At 58.9% G+C, this 25662-nt stretch carries 23 protein-coding genes, 1 pseudogene and 1 riboswitch; of the genes and pseudogenes, 18 read left to right on the top strand and 6 right to left on the bottom strand.

Features of this window, described 5'->3' with window-relative positions; translation table 11 throughout:
• Positions 1-270 precede the first annotated feature (270 nt).
• Positions 271-414, top strand: a riboswitch (molybdenum cofactor riboswitch).
• The 16 genes and pseudogenes from moaA (at position 406) to ACL2XP_RS18940 (ending at position 16750) form a co-directional block, all read left to right on the top strand.
• Positions 406-1392, top strand: a complete 987-nt coding sequence (gene moaA, locus ACL2XP_RS19015) for a GTP 3',8-cyclase MoaA (protein ID WP_413734623.1) — start codon at positions 406-408, stop codon at positions 1390-1392. Its footprint overlaps the riboswitch before it by 9 nt.
• 20 nt (positions 1393-1412) lie before the next feature.
• Positions 1413-1895 (top strand): cyclic pyranopterin monophosphate synthase MoaC, encoded by a 483-nt coding sequence (gene moaC, locus ACL2XP_RS19010; protein WP_413734621.1) that lies wholly within the window; start codon positions 1413-1415, stop codon positions 1893-1895.
• The gene (gene moaD / locus ACL2XP_RS19005; protein ID WP_413734620.1) at positions 1892-2137 is read left to right on the top strand and encodes a molybdopterin synthase sulfur carrier subunit; all 246 of its coding nucleotides are present in this window, start codon (positions 1892-1894) and stop codon (positions 2135-2137) included. Before moaC ends, moaD begins: the two co-directional genes overlap by 4 nt.
• Position 2138: 1 nt before the next feature.
• On the top strand, positions 2139-2600 hold the full coding sequence (gene moaE / locus ACL2XP_RS19000) for a molybdopterin synthase catalytic subunit MoaE (RefSeq protein WP_413734618.1): 462 nt from the start codon (positions 2139-2141) through the stop codon (positions 2598-2600).
• A gap of 128 nt (positions 2601-2728) precedes the next feature.
• The gene (locus ACL2XP_RS18995; protein WP_413734616.1) at positions 2729-3454 is read left to right on the top strand and encodes a Bax inhibitor-1 family protein; all 726 of its coding nucleotides are present in this window, start codon (positions 2729-2731) and stop codon (positions 3452-3454) included.
• Positions 3455-3546: 92 nt separating this feature from the next.
• Positions 3547-4536, top strand: a complete 990-nt coding sequence (locus ACL2XP_RS18990) for a D-cysteine desulfhydrase (protein WP_413734615.1) — start codon at positions 3547-3549, stop codon at positions 4534-4536.
• Between the two features lie 151 nt (positions 4537-4687).
• Positions 4688-5470: an L-cystine ABC transporter ATP-binding protein TcyN gene (gene tcyN, locus ACL2XP_RS18985; RefSeq protein ID WP_413739225.1), complete on the top strand. Its 783-nt coding sequence runs from the start codon at positions 4688-4690 to the stop codon at positions 5468-5470.
• Between the two features lie 233 nt (positions 5471-5703).
• Complete coding sequence (gene rhlE, locus ACL2XP_RS18980) at positions 5704-7128, top strand: ATP-dependent RNA helicase RhlE (RefSeq protein WP_413734614.1); 1425 nt, start codon at positions 5704-5706, stop codon at positions 7126-7128.
• 171 nt (positions 7129-7299) lie between these two features.
• Positions 7300-8229 (top strand): tRNA dihydrouridine(16) synthase DusC, encoded by a 930-nt coding sequence (gene dusC / locus ACL2XP_RS18975; protein WP_413734613.1) that lies wholly within the window; start codon positions 7300-7302, stop codon positions 8227-8229.
• Positions 8230-8459: 230 nt separating this feature from the next.
• Positions 8460-10886: a membrane-bound PQQ-dependent dehydrogenase, glucose/quinate/shikimate family gene (locus ACL2XP_RS18970; protein WP_413734612.1), complete on the top strand. Its 2427-nt coding sequence runs from the start codon at positions 8460-8462 to the stop codon at positions 10884-10886.
• Between the two features lie 186 nt (positions 10887-11072).
• Positions 11073-11738 carry a DUF1345 domain-containing protein gene (locus tag ACL2XP_RS18965; protein ID WP_413734610.1) on the top strand — a complete coding sequence of 222 codons (666 nt, stop codon included), beginning with the start codon at positions 11073-11075 and terminating at the stop codon, positions 11736-11738.
• A gap of 95 nt (positions 11739-11833) precedes the next feature.
• Complete coding sequence (locus ACL2XP_RS18960) at positions 11834-12706, top strand: carbohydrate ABC transporter permease (RefSeq protein WP_413734609.1); 873 nt, start codon at positions 11834-11836, stop codon at positions 12704-12706.
• 10 nt (positions 12707-12716) lie between these two features.
• A pseudogene (locus ACL2XP_RS18955) lies at positions 12717-13538 on the top strand (carbohydrate ABC transporter permease); the annotation flags it as partial.
• Positions 13539-13548: 10 nt separating this feature from the next.
• Positions 13549-14373 (top strand): phosphodiesterase, encoded by an 825-nt coding sequence (locus ACL2XP_RS18950; protein ID WP_413734608.1) that lies wholly within the window; start codon positions 13549-13551, stop codon positions 14371-14373.
• Positions 14373-15443: an ABC transporter ATP-binding protein gene (locus ACL2XP_RS18945; protein WP_413734606.1), complete on the top strand. Its 1071-nt coding sequence runs from the start codon at positions 14373-14375 to the stop codon at positions 15441-15443. The genes ACL2XP_RS18950 and ACL2XP_RS18945 overlap by 1 nt, the downstream gene beginning before the upstream one ends.
• The gene (locus tag ACL2XP_RS18940; RefSeq protein WP_413734605.1) at positions 15440-16750 is read left to right on the top strand and encodes an ABC transporter substrate-binding protein; all 1311 of its coding nucleotides are present in this window, start codon (positions 15440-15442) and stop codon (positions 16748-16750) included. The genes ACL2XP_RS18945 and ACL2XP_RS18940 overlap by 4 nt, the downstream gene beginning before the upstream one ends.
• A gap of 84 nt (positions 16751-16834) precedes the next feature.
• On the opposite strand, the gene ACL2XP_RS18935 is transcribed toward ACL2XP_RS18940, so the two are convergent.
• From ACL2XP_RS18935 to ACL2XP_RS18910, 6 genes are all read right to left on the bottom strand, one after another.
• Positions 16835-17398 carry a TetR/AcrR family transcriptional regulator gene (locus ACL2XP_RS18935; protein ID WP_413734604.1) on the bottom strand — a complete coding sequence of 188 codons (564 nt, stop codon included), beginning with the start codon at positions 17396-17398 and terminating at the stop codon, positions 16835-16837.
• Positions 17399-17412: 14 nt separating this feature from the next.
• Entirely contained in the window at positions 17413-17874 is a 462-nt protein-coding gene (locus ACL2XP_RS18930) for a DUF1348 family protein (RefSeq protein ID WP_413734602.1), read from the bottom strand.
• A 191-nt stretch (positions 17875-18065) separates the two neighbouring features.
• A complete protein-coding gene (locus ACL2XP_RS18925; RefSeq protein ID WP_413734600.1) occupies positions 18066-18350 on the bottom strand; it encodes a YjcB family protein in 285 nt (94 codons plus the stop codon).
• 109 nt (positions 18351-18459) lie between these two features.
• On the bottom strand, positions 18460-20067 hold the full coding sequence (locus tag ACL2XP_RS18920; RefSeq protein WP_413734598.1) for an efflux transporter outer membrane subunit: 1608 nt from the start codon (positions 20065-20067) through the stop codon (positions 18460-18462).
• 1 nt (position 20068) lies between these two features.
• A complete protein-coding gene (locus ACL2XP_RS18915) occupies positions 20069-21637 on the bottom strand; it encodes a DHA2 family efflux MFS transporter permease subunit (protein ID WP_413734597.1) in 1569 nt (522 codons plus the stop codon).
• Positions 21634-22869 carry an HlyD family secretion protein gene (locus tag ACL2XP_RS18910; protein ID WP_413734595.1) on the bottom strand — a complete coding sequence of 412 codons (1236 nt, stop codon included), beginning with the start codon at positions 22867-22869 and terminating at the stop codon, positions 21634-21636. Before ACL2XP_RS18910 ends, ACL2XP_RS18915 begins: the two co-directional genes overlap by 4 nt.
• Positions 22870-23633: 764 nt before the next feature.
• Between ACL2XP_RS18910 and ACL2XP_RS18905 the strand changes: the two genes are divergently transcribed.
• Together ACL2XP_RS18905 and ACL2XP_RS18900 are read left to right on the top strand one after the other, a co-directional pair.
• On the top strand, positions 23634-24800 hold the full coding sequence (locus ACL2XP_RS18905; RefSeq protein ID WP_413734594.1) for a helix-turn-helix domain-containing protein: 1167 nt from the start codon (positions 23634-23636) through the stop codon (positions 24798-24800).
• 354 nt (positions 24801-25154) lie between these two features.
• The gene (locus tag ACL2XP_RS18900) at positions 25155-25649 is read left to right on the top strand and encodes a spore coat U domain-containing protein (protein ID WP_413734593.1); all 495 of its coding nucleotides are present in this window, start codon (positions 25155-25157) and stop codon (positions 25647-25649) included.
• The last annotated feature ends 13 nt before the right edge of the window (positions 25650-25662 follow it).

The following is a 25662-nucleotide window of genomic DNA, read 5'->3' as shown; positions in this document are numbered from 1 at the left end:
CCTGGTAACCTATTTCTTTCCTGATTCCGCTTAAAATAGCCGATCCGGCGCCAAATGCGAAATCACGGGCTGTAATTCGCGTATTGGCTCGCAATCTGATGATTATTGCGGATAAATGCGCGGCTGACGGGCCATTCAATCCCCGTCATAAATACGCTATATATATGTTTATATAGCGAAATTTATCCGTCTGGTCATGGCATGGTATGACGATTAGGATTAGAATAATTTTCAATCAGGGTTCCACCGTGCCGGTTAGCGATTCGCGCGGGGGGAATCAAACTCCTAGCCTCTACGCCTAAGTGGCTCTTTTATTGAGCGATATGGCGTCTTGGCCGTGGCGAAAGCCACCAGGGTGCACGATAGAAATGTCCGCATCTCCCGTATTTGGAAAGGTGTTTAACTGTGCCACAGCTTATCGACGCATTTGCGCGCAAATTTTACTATTTGCGCCTGTCCGTTACGGACGTCTGCAACTTTCGTTGCACCTATTGTCTGCCCGACGGCTACCGGCCTAACGGCACAACCAATAAAAGTTTCCTGTCGCTGGATGAAATCCGGCGCGTCACCCATGCCTTTGCCGAACTCGGCACTGAAAAAGTGCGCCTGACCGGCGGCGAGCCTTCCCTGCGCCGTGATTTTTGCGAGATTATCGCCGCGGTGCGTTCGCATGCGTCAATCCATACCCTGGCGGTGACCACCAACGGTTACCGGCTGGAGCGGGATATCGCCAATTGGCGCGATGCCGGGCTGACCGCGCTCAACGTCAGCGTCGACAGCCTCGATGCGCGGCAATTCCAGCTGATTACCGGCCAGGATAAGTTTCGCCAGGTCATGGCCGGCATCGACGCCGCTTTCGCGGCGGGATTCAGCAAGGTTAAAGTGAACACCGTACTGATGCGCAATGTTAACGATATCCATTTGGACAGCTTCCTGGCCTGGATTAAAACCCGTCCCATTCAACTGCGCTTCATCGAGCTTATGGAAACCGGCGACGGCGGCGACTTATTCCGCACCCGCCATGTTTCGGGTGAAACCATCCGCCGGCGGCTGGAGCCCATGGGCTGGGAATTGCAGCCGCGCGGGCGCAGCGACGGCCCCGCCCTGGTTTTTCGCCATCCGGATTACCGGGGTGAAATCGGCCTGATCATGCCTTATGCCAAGGATTTCTGCGCCAGTTGCAACCGGCTGCGGGTCTCGGCCACCGGCAATCTGCATTTATGCCTGTTTGGCGAAGACGGTATTCCGCTGCGCGATCTGCTGGGCGAGGATGCGGCGCTGGAAAGCCTGAAAGCGCGTATTTCCGGCGGCCTGCAGCTTAAAAAACAAACCCATTTCCTGCATCAGGGCAATACCGGCAGTACGCGTAATTTGTCGTTTATCGGCGGTTGACGGCCGGCAAGGAGAGAAACATGTCATCCCTTACACATATCAATGCCGGCGGCGAAGCCCATATGGTGGATGTTTCCGCCAAGCGGGAGACGCTGCGCGAAGCCAGGGCAGAAGCCTTTGTCACCATGGCCCCGGCGACCCTGGCCATGATCCTCGACGGGCAGCATCATAAAGGCGATGTCTTCGCCACCGCCCGGATTGCCGGCATCCAGGCCGCCAAACGCACCTGGGAGCTGATTCCGCTGTGCCATCCGCTGGCCCTGAGCAAGGTTGAAGTGCATCTCGAAGCCCAGAGCGATCACAGCCGGGTACGCATCGAAACCCTATGCCGCCTGACCGGGAAAACCGGCGTGGAGATGGAAGCCTTGACCGCCGCCTCGGTGGCGGCGCTGACCATCTACGACATGTGCAAAGCGGTGCAAAAAGACATGGTGATCGGCCCGGTGCGCCTGTTGGCGAAAAGCGGCGGGAAATCCGGCGACTTTAACGTGGAGGCGTTATGATTACCATACTGTTTTTTGCCCAGGTCCGGGAACTGGTCGGCATCGAGCGTCTGACGCTGGAAGCGGCGTATGACGACGTCGAATCCCTGCGCGCGTCCCTGGCCGAGCGGGGCGGGCGCTGGTCGCTGGCCCTGGAGCCGGGCAAGTTATTATCGGCGGTGAACCAGGTGCTGGTCGGACGCGATCATCCGCTGGCCGCCGGCGATGAAGTCGCGTTTTTCCCGCCGGTTACCGGGGGCTGATATGGAAAATACCCGTATTTATGTCGGGCCGCAGCCGTTTGACATGGCCGGCGAATACGCCTGGCTGGCCGCCTGCGATGACGACGGGGCGGTGGTGACCTTTACCGGCAAGGTGCGCAACCACAACCTGGGGGACGATGTCAGCACCCTGACGCTGGAGCATTATCCCGGCATGACCGAAAAGGCGCTGGCAGAGATTGTCGGGCAGGCGCGGGCGCGCTGGCCGCTGCAGCGCGTAACGGTGATCCACCGGGTAGGGGAGCTGCGCGCCGGCGAGCAGATCGTCCTGGTAGGGGTCAGCGGCGCCCACCGCGGCGCGGCGTTCAACGCCGCCGAATTTATCATGGACTATCTCAAAACCCGCGCGCCGTTCTGGAAGCGCGAAGCCACGGCGCAGGGCAGCCGCTGGGTGGATGCGCGCGAAAGCGACAGGCAGGCCGCGCAGCGCTGGCAGGCGCCCTGATTTCCCGGATCGCCGCCGCGATTTTTGCACCGCTCCCTTGATTCGGGGCCGATTTTTTGTGGTATGCTGTGTATCAGGTGGGCCGGATTTGCGGCCTTTGTTCCCCGTTTACCATAAAGGTGACATTCATGGATCGATTCCCCCGTTCTCAGGGTTCGCGTTCCCAAGGTTCGATCGTTGAGCGTGCCGATGCCGGTATCCAGCCATTTATGGCCCAGGTATACGGCTGGATGACGTGCGGATTATTATTGACCGCCTTTGTCTCCTGGTTTGCCGCGCGTACGCCTGCGGTGCTGAACCTGGTGTTCTCCAGCCAGATAACGTTCTTCGGGCTGATCATCGCCCAGCTGGCCCTGGTGTTTGTGATTTCCGGCATGGTCAACCGCCTGAGCGGCACGGTGGCCACCGCGCTGTTTATGCTGTACTCCGCCCTCACCGGGCTGACGCTGGCCAGCATATTTATCGTTTACACTTCTTCGTCCATCGCCGGCACTTTTGTCGTCGCCGGCGGTATGTTCGGGGCGATGACCATTTACGGTTACACCACCAAACGCGACCTGAGCAGCTTCGGCAACCTGCTGTTCATGGCGCTGATCGGCATCGTGCTGGCGTCGGTGGTCAATATCTGGCTGAAAAGCACCGCGCTGATGTGGGCCGTGACTTATATCGGCGTAGTGGTGTTTGTGGGCCTGACCGCCTATGACACCCAGAAACTGAAAAATATGGGTTCCCAGCTCTCCATTGACGATCGCGATAGCTACCGTAAATACTCCATCGTCGGCGCGCTGACCCTGTACCTGGACTTCATCAACCTGTTCCTGATGCTGCTGCGGATCTTCGGCAACCGTCGCTAACGGCCGCCGGCCGTGTCAACCGACTACCGGATAGGGTCAGGCCAACGCCTGGCCCTTTTTATTTCCGCCCACCCCGATAAAGGAGATTACGCATGGATTTATCGCTACGGCTTGCCGACTATCCGCGCCTGGATTTAATCGGGCCGCCCACTGCCCTTGAGCATCTGCCCCGGTTGTCCGATTACCTGGGCCACGAGATTTACATCAAGCGCGATGACGCCACCGCGCTGGCCATGGGCGGCAATAAATTGCGCAAATTGGAATTCCTGGCCGCCGATGCGCTGCGCCAGGGGGCCGACACCCTGGTGACCGCCGGGGCGATACAGTCCAATCATGTCAGGCAAACGGCGGCGGTGGCGGCCAAACTGGGCCTGCGCTGCGTCGCGCTGCTGGAAAACCCCATCAATACCGACGCGGAAAACTACCTGACCAACGGTAATCGGCTGCTGCTCGATCTGTTTGATGCCGAAGTGGTCATGTGCGCCGCCCTCGATAACCCCGACCAGCAGTTGGCCGAGCTGGCCGAACGCCTGGAAGCGCAGGGGTTTCGCCCTTATGTTGTGCCGGTCGGCGGTTCCAATGCCCTGGGTGCGCTGGGGTATGTCGGCTGCGCGCTGGAAATCGCCCATCAATGCGCGGGCCAGATATCGTTGGGCAGCGTCGTCACCGCTTCCGGCAGCGCCGGCACCCACGCCGGGCTGGCGATCGGCCTGCAACTGCTGATGCCCGCGACGCAATTGATCGGCGTCACGGTGTCCCGCGCCGCGGCGCGGCAGCGGCCCAAAGTGGCGGCGATACAGCAGGATCTGGCCCGGGCGCTGGCGGTGGAATCGCCGCTGGCGGAGATTACCCTGTGGGATGATTATTTCGCTCCGGGCTACGGCTTGCCGAATGAAGAAGGGCGGGCGGCCATTAAATTGCTGGCCCGGCTGGAAGGCATTTTGCTCGATCCGGTTTATACCGGCAAAGCCATGGCCGGCCTTATCGACGGCATCGAACAGCAGCGTTTTGGCCGCGAGCCGATCCTGTTCGTGCACACCGGCGGCGCGCCCGCGCTGTTTGCCTACCATCCCGGCGTGTAAACCGGCGTTTGGTGGATGCGTCCGGCGTGGCGGCATGGTAATCTGCGCAACCATGAGCGTCACCTTATAAGCGCCTCCCCGGCGCCGCAGTCCCGGCCCCGGTGGCCAGGGTCCGGCGAGCCGCCGCGGGGAGATATGATCGGGAGCGATGATGAGCAGTGCTAACGGCAGTACCGGCAGCAGTACCATTGAAATAAAACAACTGGTCAAATCCTTTAATGGCCAGCGGGTGCTCAACGGTATCGATCTCTCGGTGAATACCGGCGACGTGCTGGCGATTGTCGGCCCCAGCGGGTCGGGTAAAACCACCTTGCTGCGCAGTATCAACCTGCTGGAGGAGCCGGACAGCGGCACTATCCAGGTAGGATCGATCATCATCGACGGCGCCCGGCCGCTGAGCGCGCAGAAACGGCAGGTGAGGGAGCTGCGCCAGCAGGTGGGTTTTGTGTTCCAGAGTTTTAATTTATTTCCGCATCGCACGGTGCTGGAAAATATTATCGAAGGGCCGGTGATCGTCAAAGGCGAGCCGCGCGCGGAAGCTATCGAGCGCGCCCGGGCGCTGTTGGCCAAAGTAGGGCTGAGCGGCAAAGAGGATGCCTACCCCAAGCGCCTGTCCGGCGGCCAGCAGCAGCGGGTGGCGATTGCCCGCGCGCTGGCCATGCGCCCGGAGGTGATTTTGTTCGACGAACCGACCTCGGCGCTCGATCCGGAACTGGTGGGCGAGGTGCTGAGCACCATCCGCGCCCTGGCGGAAGAAAAACGCACCATGGTGATTGTCACCCATGAGATGAGTTTTGCCCGCGATGTGGCCGATCGGGCCATTTTTATGGATAACGGCGTCATTACCGAGCAGGGCGCGGCCCGGGAACTGTTCGCCCACCCCCAGCATGAGCGTACCAAACAGTTTCTGGATAAATTTCTTAACGCCGGGTAAGTATTGGACTTTTAAGCATTTTTGCTGCTGGTGATGGGCTTTGGGATATCGGTTGAACACGCGGGTTACAGTTTTTTACCCGATACCCATCCCATTTTGTCTGTAATTTTGCTACAATCCCTCCAATAGATTTTGTCCGTTCACCATGGTGAGGCTTGCCCTCCCATCTGATTATCCCCCTGAACGCAGATTGAACAGGCGACATCGGGGCGGATCTGGAGTTTTTCATTATTATGTCATTTGATTCACTTGGCCTAAGTGCTGAGATTTTGCGTGCGTTATCCGAGAAGGGCTACGACGAGCCGACTCCTGTACAATCACAAGCTATTCCGTTTGTATTGCAGGGCCGCGATATCATGGCCAGCGCACAGACCGGCACCGGCAAAACCGCCGCGTTTACCTTGCCGATACTTCAATTATTGACCCAGGAGCCGTTGGTTAAGGGCCGCCGTCCCGTGCGTGCGCTGATCCTGACCCCGACCCGCGAACTGGCGGCGCAGATTGGCGAAAACGTGGTGGAATACAGCACCCATCTTTCCATTCGTTCGCTGGTCGTGTTCGGCGGCGTCAGCATCAACCCGCAGATGATGAAGCTGCGCGGCGGCGTGGACGTTTTGGTCGCCACTCCAGGCCGTTTGCTGGATTTGGCGCAGCAGCGCGCCGTCGATTTGTCGAGCGTTGAAATCCTGGTGCTGGATGAAGCCGACCGCATGCTGGACATGGGCTTTATTCACGATATTCGTCGCGTGATGAAATTGTTGCCGGCCAAAAAACAGAGCCTGATGTTCTCGGCCACGTTCTCCGATGAAATCAAGGTGCTGGCCAATACCCTGCTGAACAATCCGGCGTCGGTTTCCGTGGCGCGCAGCAACGTCGCCGCCGAACAGATTGAACAGTGCGTACATCTGGTGGATAAGAAACGCAAGCGCGAGCTGCTGTCTTATATGATTGGCCAGAATGACTGGCGCCAGGTGCTGGTATTTACCCGTACCAAGCACGGGGCCAACCATTTGGCCGAACTGCTTAACAAAGACGGCATTACCTCGGCGGCGATCCATGGCAACAAAAGCCAGGGTGCGCGTACCCGTGCCCTAGCCGACTTTAAGCAAGGCAAAATCCGGGTGCTGGTGGCGACCGATATCGCCGCCCGCGGTCTGGATATCGATCTGCTGCCGCACGTGGTTAACTACGAGCTGCCGCAGATTGCCGAAGACTACGTGCACCGCATCGGCCGTACCGGCCGCGCCGCCGCCACCGGCGAGGCGCTGTCGCTGGTCTGCGTGGATGAACTGGGCCTGCTGCGCGATATCGAACGCCTGCTGAAACGGCCGATCCCGCGTATGGCGCTGCCGGGTTACGATCCGGACCCGACGATTAAAGCCGAACCGCTGCAAACCGGTCGCGGCAGCCGCTCCAGCGGCCCGTCCCGCGGGGCCCCATCCCGTGGCGGCGCGTCCTCGGGCAATAGTTCGCGCGGTGGTGCGTCTGCCGGCAACAGCTCCCGTGACGGCGGTTCGCGCGACGGTCGTCCGCCGCAGCGCCGCCGCGACGGCGAAAGCGCCTCGCAGCCAGGCCGCGGCGGTGCTCCGCGCCGCTCCTCAGGCGCTTCCGCTTATGCGGGCGCCGGTTCGCGCGATAGCCGCAACCCCAAGAAATAATCCCGTCATTCCCTGACGGTACCGGCAGGCGTTGCCTGCCGGCCAGAATTAACCGCCCGTGCCCGACGCGGCGGTTTTTTTATGCCCGGCTAACGGCATCCGCCGGGATAAGCATTGATTTTCCCGTCGCCGATCCCCTACTATTGCGCGATCTTTATTACCGGATACCGTATGCGCGTTTTATTGGCCCCGATGGAAGGCGTTCTCGATTCGCTGGTGCGGGAATTGCTGTGCGACATTAACGATTACGATCTCTGCATCACCGAATTTCTGCGGGTGGTGGACATGCTGCTGCCGGTAAAATCTTTCTATCGCCTGTGCCCCGAACTGCATCACGCCAGCCTTACCCCCGCCGGCACCCCGGTTCGGATACAGCTATTGGGCCAATCTCCCGAGTGGCTGGCGGAAAACGCTTTTCGCGCGGTGCAGCTTGGTTCCTGGGGGGTAGATCTTAACTGCGGCTGTCCGTCCAAAACCGTCAACGGCAGCGGCGGCGGGGCCACGCTGCTTAAAGATCCGGAATTAATCTACCGCGGGGCCAAGGCCATGCGCGCCGCGGTGCCGGCCCATTTGCCGGTCACGGTAAAAATCAGGCTGGGCTGGGACTCGTCCGGGCGCAGCCTGGAAATCGCCGACGCGGTGGAGCAGGCGGGGGCCACGGAGCTGGCGGTGCATGGGCGCACCAAGGAAGACGGGTATAAAGCCGAGTGCATCGACTGGCCGGCGATTGCGGTAATCCGCCGGCGGCTGGCCATCCCGGTGATCGCCAACGGCGAAATCATGGACCGGCAAAGCGCCCTTGATTGCCTGGCGGCCACCGGCTGCGACGCCCTGATGCTGGGACGCGGCGCCCTGAGCCTGCCTAACCTGAGCCGGGTGATCAAATACAATGAACCGCCCATGCCCTGGCCGGCGGCGGTGGAACTGCTGCAAAAATACGTCCGGCTGGAAAAGCAGGGCGACACCGGTCTGTACCATGTGGCCCGGATTAAACAGTGGCTCGGGTTCTTGCGCAAAGAATATGAACCGGCCGCAGCGCTGTTTAGTGAAATCCGCACGCTCAAAACCTCCGCCGAGATTGCGCGGGTGATTTGCCGCTGACCGCTTTTTGCCCCTTCGCGCAACTTTCCGATAATTCTGTTTTAGCCGCCGCCCGCCGTCCGGCGAATATCCCCGCGGCGCGGATAGTGCAATCGACGTTTCCCCACTCAAAATTCTAACCTTTTGCTATGGTTAATACAGGTGACGGGCGCGTTGCTTCTCGCCGCGCTCCGGCCAATGAGGCTGACCCTGAATAAACGTCGCCCGATCATCTTATCTCAGGAGCTTTTATGCTGCGTCGCATCTTTTCGTTTACCGCTGTTACCGGCCTGGTGGTCGCGCTGTTCGGGTTGGCGTTTCTGGGGCTGGGCAGTTGGCTGATGGCGCTGGGCGGCACCCCCTATTACCTGGTGGCCGGGGTCGGGCTGGCCGCCGCCGGCGTGCTGATCGCCGCGCGTATGGCCATCGGCTGGTGGCTCTATCTGCTGACCTTTATCGCCACCCTGGTATGGGCGCTGTACGAAGTCGGGCTGGACGGGTGGCAATTAATGCCGCGCCTGCTGGTGCCGGCGCTGCTCGGGGCGTGGTGTTGCCTGCCGTTTATCACCCGGCGGCTGTTCCCGCGCCGCGGCGCGCGGCGCTTGGCCTCGGGGGCGGGCATCATCTATCTGGCGGCGATTGCCGGTATTTTTTGGACCGGCAGCCATATTACCGCTACCCGCTTTGTGCATAACGCCCCCATACCCGCCGCGTCGTCCGCGCCGGGCGCGCAAAACGATCCGACCCGCAATCAATGGCGCTATTACGGCCGCACCGCCGCGGGAGAACGCTATTCTCCCCTGGCGCAGCTGACGCCCGCGAATGTCGACCGGCTCCAGCCCGCCTGGGAGTACCATACCGGCGATCTGCCGCGTGAAGGAGAGGATAAAGCCGGCCGCGAGTTTAATTTTGAAGTCACGCCCATTAAAGTGCGCAACCGGCTCTATCTGTGCACCCCCCACCGGCGCGTGATCGCCCTCAATGCCACTACCGGCAAGCAAGTCTGGACTTTTGATCCCCATACCGATACCACCGCCAATGAATATCTGGCCTGCCGCGGCGTTGCGTATTATGAGGCGCCGCCGGCCGCTGCCGCGCAGGTCGCCTGCGCCCGCCGCATCATTACCACCGCCGGTAATGCGCAAATGATGGCGCTGGATGCGGATACCGGCCGTCCCTGCGAAGATTTCGGCGAACACGGTTTTGTCAGCCTGACCGATAAAATGGGCGAGGTGCCGCCCGGTTTTCATTTTATTACCTCGCAGCCGCTGGTGGTCAACGACCGCGTGGTGCTGGGGGGCTGGATCTATGACAACCAGGCCCGCGGGGAACCGTCCGGGGTGGTGCGCGCCTACGACCCGATCACGGGCAAGCTGGCCTGGGCCTGGGATATGGGCAAGCCGGACCCGGCCGCGCCGCTCAAGCCCGGCGAAACCTATACGCGCGGCACCCCTAACGGCTGGGGCACCTATACCGCCGATCCCGCTCTGGGCCTGATTTATATCCCGCTGGGCAATGCCACGCCGGATTATTACGGCGCGGCCCGCCGGCCGTTTGACAACACCTATTCCAGCGCGCTGGTGGCGCTGGATATCGAAACCGGGCGGGAGCGCTGGCATTTCCAGACCGTGCACCATGATGTATGGGACTTTGATTTGCCCATCGGCCCGACCCTGATCGATTTGCCGGCGCCGGACGGCGGGGTACGACATGCGCTGGTGCAAACCACGAAAATGGGACAGCTGTTTTTGCTCGATCGCCAAACCGGCAAACCGCTGGCGCAGGTGATCGAGAAGCCGGTGCCGCAGCAACCTTCGCTGCCCGGCGACCGGTTGTCGCCGACCCAGCCCGCGTCGGTGGGCATGCCCAGCCTGACGCCCCCCAATCTCACCGAACGGGATATGTGGGGCGCCACACCCATCGATCAATTATGGTGCCGCATCCAATATCACCGCTTTATTTACCATGGGCAATTTACCCCGCCGGCCCTGGGCACTACCATTGCCTATCCGGCCTTCGACGGCGTAATGGATTGGTATGGCGCGTCCGTCGATCCCGCCCGCGGACTGCTGATCGCCAATACCAGCTATATTCCGTTTACGGTGAAAACCATGCCGCAAGGCGACGCCATCCAGGACGGCCTGATGAAACCCTGGGCGGGCTGGGGCAGCCAGCAACCTTATCCCAAGCCGAAAGACTTTTCCGTCGGCCCGCAGTACGGCACGCCGTACGCGGCGGTGGTAAAACCCTGGCTCACGCCGCTGGGCGCGCCTTGCAGCGCGCCGCCCTGGGGGAAACTGGTGGCTATCGACCTGCAAACCCGCAAAATCGCCTGGGAGCGGCCGGTGGGCACCACCCGGGATATGAATATTTTCAATACCCATACCAACGTCCCGCTGCCCACCGGTATCTTTATGATCGGCGGCAATATTATCACCGCCGGCGGCGTGGTGTTCATGGGCGCGACCGCCGATAATTATCTGCGCGCCTTTGATGAGGCCAGCGGCAAGCAGCTGTGGCAGGCGCGCCTGCCGGCGGGCGGGCAGGCCACCCCCATGACCTATCTGGGGGAAAACGGCCGGCAGTATGTGGTGATTGCGGCCGGGGGCCACGGCGGGTTACGCACCGTGCCGGGGGACGCCGTCGTGGCGTATGCGCTGCCCAAGGACGCGCTGTAACCGATTCGGGCCGGCCCCGTCCCCATGGCGAGGGGGCCGGGGCCGGCCCAAATCGGCGGACCGCGCCTTGTGTTTTTGGGCGGCAGGTTCTATTTTTATCCACATCCTCTCCCCCGATCCGCGTTTTGCCGGGAGTTCGCCAGCCATCGGGGTTCTCTGCCCGAGCTTACAAGGCCCGTTACGCACATGCATTTGCTTCACCCCGTTAAACATTATTTAACCGCCAGGCCGAGATTGTTATTGGCCACAGGCGCCGGGATGGTCTGTTATTGGCTGCTGCCCGCGCATTTTCAGGTAGTGCTGCGCCTGATGATTAGCTGGAATGCCCTGGCGTGGCTATATCTGGGTTTCCTTTGGTGGGAAATGCTGCGCGCCGAACCGGAGGATATCCGTACCATCGCGCTGCGCCAGGACGAAAGCGCCAGCACCGTGCTGGCGCTGGTGACGCTGACCTGCCTGGTCAGCGTACTGGTGATCTTGCTGGAATTGAGCACGGTAAAACACCTGACGGGGTCGGATAAAGCCTGGCATTTAATCCTGACCGGGGCGACCCTGGTGGTTTCCTGGTCGTTGCTGCCCACCGCCTTTGCCATGCATTATGCCCATTTGTTTTACCGCACCCGGGATGCGCAGGAACAACCGCTGGTGTTTCCCTGCGATCTGGCCAAGCCCCATTACTGGGATTTTCTCTACTTCTCATTCACCATCGCGGTGGCGTCGCAGACCGCCGACGTCGCCACCGGCACCATGGATGTACGCAAAGTGGCGCTGCTGCAATCGGTCATCTCGTTTGTGTTTAATTTGGCCATTCTCGGCCTGTCGGTTAACGTCGGCGCCAGTTTGTTAAGCTAGGCCGCGAACTTATTTCTATCATCTTCCTGACTTAAAACTGTAAAGCGTGGCCTTTAGGATAAAGGCCACTTGAAGTCGCTGTGCAGATGTCACTTATGTTAAAACGATTATTTCCATATTTGCTGCTGGCACCTACTCTGATCTTTTTAGCCGGTTTCACCTATTTCCCTTTGCTGCGCTCGCTGATCGACAGCTTTTATGATTCCCGGCTTTCCACCGATCGTCCGCCCTTTGTCGGGCTGGATAATTTTACCCGCCTGTTCGCGGATCGGGTGTTCTGGCTCTCGGTGGGCAATAACCTGATTTATATCCTGATAACGGTAGTGCCCGGCATCATGCTGGCGCTGCTGCTGGCGGTATGGCTGGCAGAAAACACCCGGCTCAACCGCTGGCTGCGCGCGGCGTTTTTTTTCCCGACCATTATTCCCCTGGTAAGCGCCGCGACGCTTTGGACATTTATATTCATTCCCGATTTGGGCCTGCTGGATTATTACCTGGCCAAAATCGCCGGTCCCATGGGGATTAACTATCTTGGCATGGGCCAGAGCGCGCTGTTTGCCCTGGCGCTGGTGGGGATTTGGAAATTCGCCGGCTATTATATGCTGTTTTTCCTGGCCGCCCTGCAGGGATTGCCTGCCTCGCCGCGCGAAGCGGCGTTAATGGAAGGCGCATCTCGCCGCCAGATTTTTTGGTACATCACATTGCCGCTGCTCAGGCCTACCCTGAATTTTGTAATTATCATCGCGCTGGTGTACTCCATCACCCAAATCGACCACGTGGCGATCATGACCCAGGGCGGCCCAAACCACGCCAGTTCGGTAGTGTTGTATTACATCCAGGATCTGGCCAACAACAGCCATGATTTTGGCAAAGCGTCGGCCGCCACATTTTTCACCATGATCGCGCTGTTTGTTATTTCCATCGCCAATTTACGCACCCTGGAAAAGGGAGCGCATTATGAACGTTAACGGCGGGACCAAGCGATCCTTTCCCCTACGCACCCTGATGCTATTGCTGATTTGCGCCGCCTTTTTATGGCTGACCCCGTTAATCTGGATGTTTTCCGCGGCCATTAGCCCCGACAGCTTTTCACCGTCCATGGCGTCCCTGCTGCCACGCTTGCCCCTGACGCTCGATACCTTGCGCCAGGCTTGGGACAGCGCCGACTGGCTGCGCCTGTACGCCAATACGCTGATCTTCGCCCTCGGCACCTTTGCGGTACAACTGGTGACTATCACCACCGCCGGCTATGTCTTCGCCTATCATGACTTCCGCGGCAAAACCGCGCTGTTTTACCTGCTGCTGATCCAACTGATGATCATGCCGGTGATGCTGATGGTGCCCAATATGATGACTTTGCACCAGTTGGGCCTGCTCAACACGCTGACCGGTACCATGATGCCGTACTTCGCCTCGGCGTTCGGGGTGTTTTTGATGCGCCAGGCTTTCCTTAATATTCCGCGCGAACTGGAAGACGCGGCGTTGATGGAGGGGTGTCGCTGGTGGCAGGTGGTGCTGCATGTCCTTTTGCCGATGACCCGTCCGGCGCTGACTGCCTTCGCCGCCGTCACCATTACCTATCATTGGAACGAATTTCTTTGGCCGCTGATGGTGCTTAACGACCCGGATAAACAGGTGCTTACCGTCGGACTGGCGTCCTTTGCCATGGGGGCCGAATCCGGCGGGCAGTGGGGCATTATCAGCGCCGGATCGCTGATGGTCTGCCTGCCGCTGATGGTGGCGTTTATTTTATGCCAAAAACAATTTCTCAGCGGTTTTGGTTTTTCAGGAATTAAATAAGGGGATATGTATGTTTCTTGCCCAACTTTCCGATCTTCATTTTCGCAGCCAGGGAACCAGGCTATATGACTTTATCGACGTCAACGGCATTAACGCGGAGATCGTCAATCGGGTGAACGCCCTGGCGGAACGTCCGGATGCGGTGATTATTACCGGCGATATAGTCAACTGCGGCCGGCCGGGCGAATACCGCTTGGCGCGCCGCATTCTCAGCCAGCTCAATTACCCGCTGTATATGATTCCCGGCAACCATGACAGCAAGGCCTATTTTCTGGATGCCTTCAGCGACCTGTGTCCGCTGCTGGGACATGACCCGGAAAATATGGCCTATGCGGTGGATGATTTTCCGGTGCGGCTGCTGTTTATCGACAGTTCCATCGACGGGGCGTCCAAAGGGCGCCTGAGCGACAATACGCTGGCATGGCTTGAGAAGATACTCTCCCGGGATAACAAAGAGAGTTATGTCTTTATGCATCATCCCCCCGTGCCGTTCGGATCGGCGCAGATGGACCCCATCGCCTGCGAAAACGGGAAGTCGCTGCTGGAGCTTATCGATCGTTTCCCGCAGTTGACCCGGGTATTTTGCGGCCATGTACATCGCATGATCGCCACTCAATACCGGCAGGCGCTGATCTGCTCCGCCCCGGCCACCGTCCATCAGGTGCCTTATCTGCATACCGATACGCGGCCGCTATATAGCCTGGAGCCAGGCGCCATGATGATGCATAACCTGGTACCGGGCGTCGGCCTGGTTACCAGCTATCATTCGCTGGCGCAATTTGCCGGACCTTGGCTATACGACCCGCAAATCAGTTGTCCCGGAGACGATTTCTGATGCCGGAAATTGAGATTTGCGGCGTGGGCAAACGTTTTGGCGATGCCCACGTTCTGCGAGATATTACGTTGTCGATCCGCTCGGGCGAATTTCTGGTGCTGGTGGGGCCATCGGGTTGTGGCAAAAGTACATTGCTGCGGTTGCTGGCGGGTCTGGATCGGGCCAACGAAGGGCGAATTCTGCTGGATGGTATCGATATCAGCGATAGCGCGCCCAGGGAGCGCAACTTCTCGCTGATTTTTCAGAATTACGCTTTGTTTCCCCATATGACGGTAAGGAATAACATCCTGTTCGGCATGAAAATGCGCGGCGAACCAAAAGGGGATTACCCGCAGCGGATAAAAAACGTGGCGGATTTGCTGCAGTTGCAGGCGCTGCTGGACCGCAAACCCGCGCAACTGTCCGGCGGCCAGCGCCAGCGGGTGGCCATGGCGCGGGCCATTGTGCGCAAACCAGCGCTGTTCCTGATGGATGAGCCGTTATCCAATCTGGACGCCAAGCTGCGCGGCGAGGTGCGCGACGGCATCATGGCTTTGCATAACACCCTGAAAACCAGCACCGTCTATGTAACCCACGATCAAATAGAGGCCATGACCATGGCGGATCGCATCGCCGTGCTCGATGGGGGGCGGCTGCAACAAATAGGCACGCCCGAAGATTTGTACCGCCATCCGGCCAATCTGTTCGTCGCCGGTTTTATCGGCACCCCGGCCATGAATATCCTGCGGTTGCCCTGGCGCGCGAATCAGGCATGGCTGGGTGGGCAATCGGTTGCCCAGCTGTCTGGCTATCACCGGGACGCGGTGTTTTTCGGCATCCGCCCCGAACACCTCTCGCAGACTCCCGCCGAAGAATCTCCAAGTCTGGCTGGCAGGGTGGTACGCCGTGAATTGCACGGCGCGGAATATTTGATCGCTCTTGATACGCCCTACGGCCCGCTGCATTACCGGCGTGAAAACCGCGGCGCCATTCCGGTTATCGGGCAGGATTTAACACTCTATTTTTCGCCTCGGGACCGATATCTGTTTTCGGTCGACACCCATGAAAATCTTTTAGAGGAAAGTAAATGAAACTGTGCGGATGGATGCTGATGCTCACCGGTGTGCTGGCCAGCGGTGGCGCGGCGGCGAAAGAAACCATTGATTTCATGTTCCCGGCGCCGGTGGATGGAAAATTGACCGCCGAGATGACCCGCATTATCAAACAATACAATCAGTCGCAGGATCGGGTGGAAGTGCGGGGCATTTTTACCGGCAGCTATGATACCACCAAGGTAAAAGCCGAGTCGGCGGCCAAAGCGGGTTCTCCCCCCGCGCTGGCGATTATGTCGGCTAATTATACCGTTGATCTGGTACTGAAAAATGAAATCCTGCCGATGGACGAGCTGTTTAAATTCGCCCCGGACAAGCAGTCGGCGAGCGACTTCCTGCACCAGAATTTTTTCCCGGCGGTGCAGCAAAACGCCCAGGTAATGGGCCGGACCTATGCTATTCCGTTCCATAACTCCACGCCGATTCTGTATTACAACCAAGAGATGTTCGACCGGGCGGGCATCAAAGCGCCGCCGCGCAATTGGGATGAATTGGTCGCCATCGCCAAAAAACTGACCGACAAAACGAAAGGGCAGTGGGGCATCATGATCCCCTCCACCAACGATGACTATGGCGGCTGGATGCTGTCATCGCTGACTCACGCCAACGGCGGTAGTTTCACCAATGATATTTATCCGGGCGAGGTCTATTACAACAGCGCGAGCACTCGCGGCGCGCTGCAATTCTGGCAAAATCTGGTCTATCGCGACGAAGTCATGCCCGCCGGCGTATTGAATTCCAAGCAGATCAGCGCCGCTTTTTTCTCCGGCAAGCTGGGTATGGCGCTGCTCAGCACCGGCGCGCTGGGCTTTATGCGCGAAAATACCCGGGATTTCACCCTGCAGGTGGCGATGTTGCCGGCTAAAGAGCGCCAGGCGGTGATTATCGGCGGCGCCAGCCTGGTAAGCTTCAAAGGTATCAGCGACGCGCAAAAGCAGGCGGCCTATGATTTTATGGCCTATCTGGTCAGCCCCGATGTTAACGGCGCGTGGAGTCGTTTTACCGGCTACTTCGCTCCGCGCATGGCCGCATATGATACGCCGGCCATGAAAACATATCTTGCCCAGGAACCGCGCGCGGCGGTGGCAATGGAGCAATTGCGGTACGCGCACCCCTGGTATGCGGCCTATGAAACCGTGGCGGTGCGCCAGGCCATTGAGAACCAGCTGGCTTCGCTGCTGACCGATAAATCGCGCAAAGTGGAGGATGCGGCCCGGGATGCCCAGGCCGAGGCGGATAAAATCATGCAGCCCTATGTCGATCGGACCGCGCTCAAATTGCCCTGACGGAGACGGCGGCCCCAGCAGGATGCGGCCGGCCGCCTGCCCGTGCCGGCAATATGATTACCGTCGGCGAAGCGGGGTATCCGCTTAAGGCCACGCACGGTCGATGCGCAGGCGCAGCCGTTGCAGGCTGCGGCCGAAGAACGCTCCGTCGTTAAGCCCGCGGGCCAGGGTAAGGGCGCCCTGAATACCGGCTACCGTTTCTTCGGCCAATGCCGCCGCCGTACGGCCGTCGATACCGCCGCGCACGCAGGTTTGCCGCAGCGCGGCGATCCAGCGCGTGAAATAGGCGTTAATCGCCGGGGCGAAGCGATCGCGGGTGTCGTCCAGGGCAAAAGCGCCCAGCAGGCAAATGCGCTGGCCGGACCGGAAATAATCATCCACCGCCCGCCACATAACCTCGATGGCTTCCCGGGGCGCCCCCAGCTCCAGCGGCTGGAATATATGCACCGCGAACCAGCCATCCACATTGGCGAGCACCGTTGCCGCCATCTCGTTTTTTCCCGCCGGGAAAAAATGATAAAGGCTGCCTTTACCCAGACCGGTGCGCCCGGTAATACGGCTTAACGATGTTCCTGCAAAGCCGCACTCCCGGAAAATTTCGGCAATTTGGGTAATCAGCAGCGTTTTATCAGTGTCCTGGTTTTTCACGGTGGACGTTCTCTTTACAAGCCAAAATCTGAAAGACCGGGATGGTCGTTGGGGCGGCGGCCCAGCGGCCAATGAAATTTACGATCGCTCTCGGCGATGGGCAAGTCGTTAATACAGGCAAAACGGCGGGCCATCAAACCCTCGGCGTCAAATTCCCAGTTTTCGTTGCCATAAGAGCGGAACCAACTGCCGCTGTCATCATGCCATTCATAAGCGAAACGCACCGCGATGCGGGCATCGGTAAAGGCCCATAACTCCTTAATCAGCCGGTACTCCAGTTCGGTCGTCCATTTACGGCGCAAAAACGCGACGACTTCTTCCCGCCCGGTCACGATTTCGGCCCGGTTGCGCCATTGGGTATCGGGCGTGTATACCAGGGATACGCGCTGCGGGTCGCGGCTGTTCCAGCCGTCTTCCGCCAGGCGCACTTTGGCGATGGCGGTTTCAAGGGTAAAGGGGGGAATCGGCGTTGCCATGATAAATGCCTCTTGGTTAGGGACCGGCGTCCCGGATAAAAAAACTGTACCAATTGGTACAATTCCTGGCAAGCATTAATTCCGCCGTGGTCGGCAAGTAGCCTAAGGGCGAAAGGCAGGGCGATGGCGTAAAGGGCGGATCGCGGCGATTGGCACGGGCGTTGCGCCCGGCGCGGCGCGATCCCGCGCGATCAGGTAATTTGCCAATCGGGCGGGGTATGGGATATGACGAACATCATGACTTCTTTTAAGTCGGACCAGGCTTCGCGCCAGGAAATTTCAAATGACAGGGTAATGCCCAGCAGGCCGGTAACAAACCAGCAGGCCATGCTGATTCCCACGCCGCTAAAAATAAACGCCAGGGCATTACGGCTATGGTTGCGGCAAATTACATTCAATGTGCTGGCGAAAAACATCATCACCGCGCTAAGCAATTCCCAGCGCATCAGAACAAAGCCCGCAGTAAGCGTACCCATATCGACCATCCCCGTTTTGTAAGATGGTGTAATTTTCTCCTGTTTTGTTGCATTGTGCTACAAAAATATGTGACGCAGATCTACTTTATATGCAGATTTGGGCAAATGCCTATGATCCTGCCCGCGTATTCACAGGCAGCGGCGGGTTAACGGTTCCTGCCGGGCCGAACACGTTATAAGTGGGCAAGTTAATATTCTGGTAAGGCTCCCAGCCGCCGCCCAGGGCTTTATACAGCGCCACCAGATCGGTGCTGGTTTGCACCCGCGCCGCGGCGGCCTGTTGCCGCGCCTGCGCCAACTGGCGCTGGGCATCCAGCACGTTGATAAATGAGCTCAGCCCCTGGCGATAGCTTTCGCTGGCCAGGTCGAAAGCGCTTTGCAGCGATGCGGCGGTTTGTTCCAGCCCGTCGACCCGTTGCTGATCGGTGCGATAGCTGACCAGCGCGTTTTCAACATCCTGCAGGGCGGTCAGCACCGTCTGCCGGTAAGCCAGCGCATCATTGGCCTGTTGCACCCGAGCCAGCCGCACATTGGATACCAGGCGTCCGCCCTGGAAAATGGGCAGCGATATCTGGGGGCCGTAGCTATAAAAATGGCTGCTCCAGTGGGTAAGGTAATCCGCGTCGTTATTACGCATGCCGAACTGGCCGGTCAGGGAGAGATCCGGGAACAGCTGAGCCACCGAAACGCCGATATTGGCGGTGGACGCATGCAGCGTCGCTTCCGCCTGGCGCACATCGGGACGGCGGCGGGCCAGGGTCGAGGGGATGCCCACCGGCACCGCCGCGGGAATGGCGGGCAGGGGTTTCGGCGCCGCCAGCTCGCCGTCCAGCGCGCCTGGGGCCTGGCCCAGTAATACCGCCAGGCCGTTCATCGCCTGGCGCTGCTGCGCCTGGTACTGCGGCAATTGGGCGCGCAGAGACCCGAGCTGGGCATTGGCGTTTTCCACATCGTACTGCGGGGCCAATCCGTGCTGCTGCCGGCTGCGGGTAAGTTCCAGCGACTGCTGCGCCACGTCGATTTGCATTTGCAGGGTGGCGGCGACGCTTTGGGCGCCGCGCAGTTGCAGATAGGCGCGCGCCACTTCGGCTTCCAGCGACACCAGCGCATCATTGCGGTTTTCCACCGCGGCCTGGGTTTGCGCCCGGGAAGACTCCACCGAACGCCGCACCCGGCCCCATAAGTCAATTTCCCACGAGGCGTCAAAGCTACCCTGGTACAGGTCCACGGGGCGGGTCAGGCTATCGAGGCGGGATGCCAGCGCCGGACTGAGATTTTCGGCGCCGGCGCGGATGCCGGTGGAATCCAGCTCGCCCGCCAGGCCCAACTGTTCGCGGGTATAGCTGGCGGACGCGTTTACCGACGGTAGGCCGGCCGCCCCCGCCTGCACGGTTTGTTCGCGGGCGCCGGCGATACGCAAAACCGCCTGCTGCAACGAAATATTGCCCGCTATCGCCCGATCGATCAAACCATCGAGCTGGGGGTCTTTAAAATTGCGCCACCAGGCGGGATCGGGCTGCGTTCCCAGCGTGACCGACGCGACGCGGCTTTTACTTCCGGCGTCGAGGCTATTGAAGACGGCGGGGGTCTCGGGGCGGGGCGTCTGGTAATCCGGTCCCACCGAGCAGGCGCTCAAGGCGGCCGATAACAGGCTAAAGCCAAACGCCCGCGCCCAGGGGGTGCGCCGCTTCCGGGCGGCCAGATAACGAGACGGCATATCAGTGTGCTCCCGCATCGCCTTCGCTCTTGATGGGCGACAGCAATAAACAAAAAGGAATAAGAATCAGCGCCACGACCGCGCAGAGGGAAAATACGTCGATATAGGCCAAAATACGCGCCTGGATAATCATTTGCTGATACATCTGGCCGGTGGCCAACTGCACCGGATCGCCTATTTGGTGGGAGAAATCCCGGATCGCCGCCGCCGCCCGGGCGACTGCCTGCTGAAATTGCTCATTAAGCGGGGACATATTATGCACCATGGTGGCGCTGTGGACCTGGGAACGCTCGGTGATGGCCGCGGTGGAGAGAGAAATGCCAATCGACCCCGCCACATTGCGGAACATGGTAAACAGCGCCGAGGCGTCAGCGTTCAGACGGGGAGCCAGCGTGACATAGGCAATGGTCGTGAGCGGTACAAACAGGAACCCCAGCCCGATGGACTGCGCGCTGCGCATCATCACCAGGGTGCTGAAATCCACATTGGGCACCAGGTGGCGGGAATAAATAAACGACAGCATCAGCAGGAGAAAGCCAAATCCCACCAGCCAGCGGGTTTGTACTACCGGCATCAGTTTTAACACCAGCGGAATCGACAGCACGATCAGGATCGCCCCCGGCGAAAGCACCAGGCCGGACAGGGTAGCGGTGTACCCCAGCTCCTGCTGCGCCAATTGCGGCATCACTACCGAGCTGCCGTACAAAATCATGGCCATGCCCGCCATCAGCAGGCTGGCCACCGCGAAGTTGCGATCCTTCAGGCAGCGTAAATCCACCACCGGTTTTTTGGTATACAGCAGCCAGTATATAGCGCCGACGATCCCCACCGCCGCCAGCACCGCGAACAGCCGGATAAAATCGGACGAGAACCAGTCATCATCCTCGCCCCGATCCAGCATGACCTGCAAACAGCCCAGCCCCAGGGCGATCAGGCCGATACCGGTAAAATCGATACTGAGTTTTTTGCCTTTGACCTTGCGTTCCCAGGGCGGATCTTCCAGCAACTGGGTAATGGCCAGCAGGGTCAGCACGCCGATGGGGATATTAATCAGAAATACCCACCGCCAGCTGTAATTATCGGTAATCCAGCCGCCCAAGGTCGGGCCGACCACCGGCGCCACGATAATGGCGATGGACGACAGGCCAAACGCCTTGCCGCGATCCTCGGCTTTAAAATAGTCCAGCAGCACCGACTGCTGCACCGGCTGCAGGCCGCCGCCGAAAAAGCCCTGCAAGACGCGAAACAGGATCATTTGCCATAACTCTGTGGCGATGCCGCACAGGAAAGAGCAGACGGTAAACATGAAGATGCACAGCAAGAAGTATTGCTTGCGGCCGAACACCCGGCTCAAGAACGCGGATATGGGTAATACGATGCCGTTGGCCACCAGATAGGAGGTCAATACCCAGGTGGATTCGTCGTAGCTTGAAGATAGCGTCCCGGCAACGTGGGGCAGGGCGACGTTGACGATGGTGGTATCCAGGATTTCCATAAATACCGCCAGCGTCACCACGATCGCCACCGCCCAGGGGTTGCCGGCCGGCCGCCAGTCGCGCGCGCCGCTCATTCCAGCAGTACCGTCGGAGCCACGGATAATCCCAGCGGCATGGGGATATTGGGGTCGAGGCCGCTATCGATGACAATTTTCACCGGCACCCGCTGGACAATCTTCACAAAATTGCCGGTGGCGTTTTCCGCCGGGAAGGCGGAGAAGCGGGACCCGGAACCCTGCTGCACGCTATCCACGTGCCCGTGCAGTTTCATATCGGGATAAGCATCGACGGTAATATCCACCTGATTGCCGGGGCGCATCCGTTCCAGCTGCGATTCCTTGAAATTCGCGGTTATCCATATTTGCGGCGAGACCACGGAAAACAGCGCGCCGCCCGCCTGCACCAACATGCCGGGCTGCACATTGCGCCGGGTGATATAACCGTCGTACGGCGCGCGAACCTGGGTATAAGAGAGGTTGAGATCGGCGGCCTCCAACTGGGCCTGCGCCTGTCCGACCTGCTGTTGGCGCGCTTCGACATTGGCCTCGGCCTGTTTGACCTGCAGGCCGACCTGTGCGGCGACCTCTACCTGGGCGCGGGCATTGGCGGCGTCGGCGCGGGCGGCCCGCAGCTGGGCGCTGGCGCTGTCGATATTTTGCTGGGAAGTGGCGCGGGGATCGACGCCGCGCTGGCGGCGATAATCCGCTTCGGCGTTTTGCAGGTTAGCATCGGCCCGGGCCTGCTGGGCCTGGGCCTGGGCCAGCTGCGCGGGATATTGCACCTTGGCGAGGGCGAGCTGTACCTGGGCCTGGTGCAGTTGTGCCTGGGCCAGCCCCAGTTGCGCCTGGGCCTGATCGCGCTGGGCCTGATAATCGCGGGCATCGATCTGGATCAGCAAGTCCCCTTTATGCACGCGCTGGTTATCTTTGACCGCCAATGCCGTGACGTAACCGGAGACTTTCGGCGCTATCGTGACCGCGTCGCCTTCGGTAAACGCATCGTCGGTGGTTTCCTGGTTGCGGGTGGTCAGCCAGAAATAGAGCCCGACCACGATTAAGATCAGCACCACGGCGCCTAAGATGATCAGCGGTTTTTTACCCGGACGTTTGCGCGGTTCGTCATCCTCGTCATCGTGCTCGTCATCCTGCCGTTCGTCATCGCTATCGCTTTGGTCGGCGTGGTGGCTATCATCCTGTTGGTCGCGCCGGGGTGACGTATCGCCGTTGCGATCCCGCTTATTATCGCCGGCCCCGGAATGCCGCTTTGGCAATGCGTCTTCAGATTGGTGGTTATTATTGCTGTCCATAGGCCTCATCAAGATATCGGCAGCGCTGCGCTGCGCCGGTAGGAGAAAGGTGCCGTTTTTGTGATTAAACCGAATTATAGCAAAGCCAAAAAATGCTGAAGCGAAATGCGAAAAATCTCAAGCGCATAGCTGATTTTTTGCGCGCGAGATGGCGCGGGACAAGGGCGGGCAAAATAGTTAAAATTTGTGTCTGCGGGCGTAACAGCCAACCGAAAAAGGCACGAGCGACGCGGTGCCGGCTTACCGCTTTATTAGGATTTTACTGGGAAAGTAGTTAATGATTAAAATCTTGGTTTACATTAAAAGCTGCTGGTAAAACGTCTATTGGGCTTAATTTTGCGCGCTTGCTCTTATTTGTGTGATAAATTTATTGCTTTTGTGCGCCAAGTGGCAGATATTAACCCGGTCTAGGGTTATTTATTTTTAATAAAAAATAAAATATACCGACATGAGTCGGCTATTGTTTAATCTCGCATTTTTCTCGGCTGGTTAAATGGGTATATTTTAATCGGATGACCTAATCGAACGATTAGATTCTTCATGATGAATGCTTCTGGATTTTTTGTGTTTTAAAACGAAAAATTATTTGAATACCCGCTATTTGATTTACCCAGGATAAGCGTCGGCGCTAGCCGGTTAAGTGGAAACCGTTAAGATATTTTTGTGGCATATAATAGCTTATCAATACCAGGGCCATGGGTCTTCGTATTATGTTTTTATTGTCGGCTAACCGAAAATACGCCGCCTGCCGGATAAAGTGAATAATGATTAATCCCAGCACGCCGGCTCTTGCCCACGAGAACCCGGCCAATGAAAGCCGGCTTGCCGGGGCGCCATCCTTCCTGCCCATCCAGGCTGATGTCCGGCGAGTGGTTATTTTGACCTATCCGGGCTGTTTCCTCGGCGAGACGATTAAGCTCCTGGAGTTATTGATGGCCATCAATGATTTCGCCGTCCGGCGCGGCGAGCATAAAATCCATTTCGCCATACAATTTTATTCCCTGGCCGGTGGCCGGGTACCTTCGCCATCAAGCCGGTTAATTCATATGGAAACCCTGACGGTGCGCGGTCCGATACCGGTGGAAACCGACCTGGTCATCATCGCCCACGGCACCCGCGCGTCGGCGGCCGATCCGAGCGATTTATTATCCCATTGGCTGCGGGCGGTTTGCCCCGGCGCCAAACAAATCGTGGCGCTGGGCTCAGGGGTGCTGCGCATGGCGGCGGCCGGATTATTGGATAATCGCCGGGCCACCACCCACTCCCTGCTGGCGCCGTATCTGGCCGCCCATTATCCGCGGGTCATCGTCAATGCGCTCCCTGCGCTGCAAATCGACGGCAATATCCTGACCACCAGCGAAAATATCAACCTGCGCCAGCTGGCGCAGCTGCTGCTCAATGGTCCGCTGCCGCTTACCCGCCCCCTGGCCGCGCCCGGCGGAGCGATGGCGATAGAAGATAGCATGCCGGTTATCGCCAGGATTTTTACCCGTAGCGATTCCATCGCCCAGCGGATTACTATCTGGTGGCTCCGGCATCTCGAAGAAGATATCAGCATGGATTGCTCGGCGCTGTATTTATCCATGAGCGAACGCAGCTTCCGCCGGCATTTTAAACTGGAGGTCGGTTACTCTCCTTATCTGTTTTTATTGCTGCTGCGCCTGGAACTGGCGCGCCAGGCATTGCTGGACAGCGATTTGCCCATCGATAAAATCGCCCGCCGCGGCGGGCTGCACGACGGCCAGCAATTGGCGCGCATGTTCCGGAAGTTTATTGGGGTTTCACCCAACCATTACCGCGCAAAATGCGAAGGCGGACAAGCATGGCCCACCGATCCCGCCTATGCCGCTTTGTTTGACGGCCACGCCATTCCCCCGTGGCTGCGGGAATTACAATGCACCGCCGCGACGCACGACCCGGCGGAGGCATAAACCGCCCCGATAATGGGGCTGCTGCATCTAAATCAATTAAACCGCCCGCCTTATTCCGTTAACTTCCCGTTTTCCTATGAGATGCGTTCATTTCATTAAGCGTATTTAATCTTTTTATCGGTTAAAAACGCCATAGTATAAAATAACCATAAGAGCCCGTTATTTTTAAAATAAAAAATGCGGACCCCCGATCGGTCTTGTTGTTATTGGCCGCTAATGCCGTCATTTAGTCCGGATTTGCAGCGGTATAAACCCCTGCTTATTTCAGGCGCGAGCTATTATTTTACTGAGAAATGGCCGAATCAATGGGCCAAATCCATTCATCTCGTTATTCGCGTTTTTCAAGGAAATATTATGTCCAGCCAACGTCTTTTTAAAGTCGGTGCTATGTCGCTGCTTTGCCTCGGTTCCTTTGCCGCTTCGCAGGCCAACGCGGCCGGTACGGCCACCACCAGTATCGCGGTTACGGCTACGGTTGAATCAGCCTGCACCATCAGTACCACCCCGCTGGCCTTTACCGCCTTTACCGGTACCGCCGTCGTAAATGGCGAAGCAACATTGTCCGTAATCTGCTCCAATGCCGCGGATTATACGATTGGGCTTGGCGCCGGCAGCGGTACCGTAGCACAGCGCGTCATGACCGGCCCTGCCGGCGCGACGCTGAACTACGGCTTGTACCAGGAAGATACCCATACCACCCCCTGGGGCGATACGGCGGGAACGACCCTGGCGGGAACCGGTAACGGCGCCCAGCAGGATATTACCGTCTACGGCCAAATCGCCGCCAACCAGCTAACCTCGTCGGTCGGTGATTATACCGATACCGTCGCCGTTACTATCACTTACTAACACAAGATCAGCC

It is taken from the genome of Sodalis sp. RH21 (genome assembly GCF_047324175.1).
Taxonomy (GTDB): domain Bacteria; phylum Pseudomonadota; class Gammaproteobacteria; order Enterobacterales; family Enterobacteriaceae; genus Acerihabitans.
This window is presented reverse-complemented; position numbering and strand designations above follow the sequence as displayed.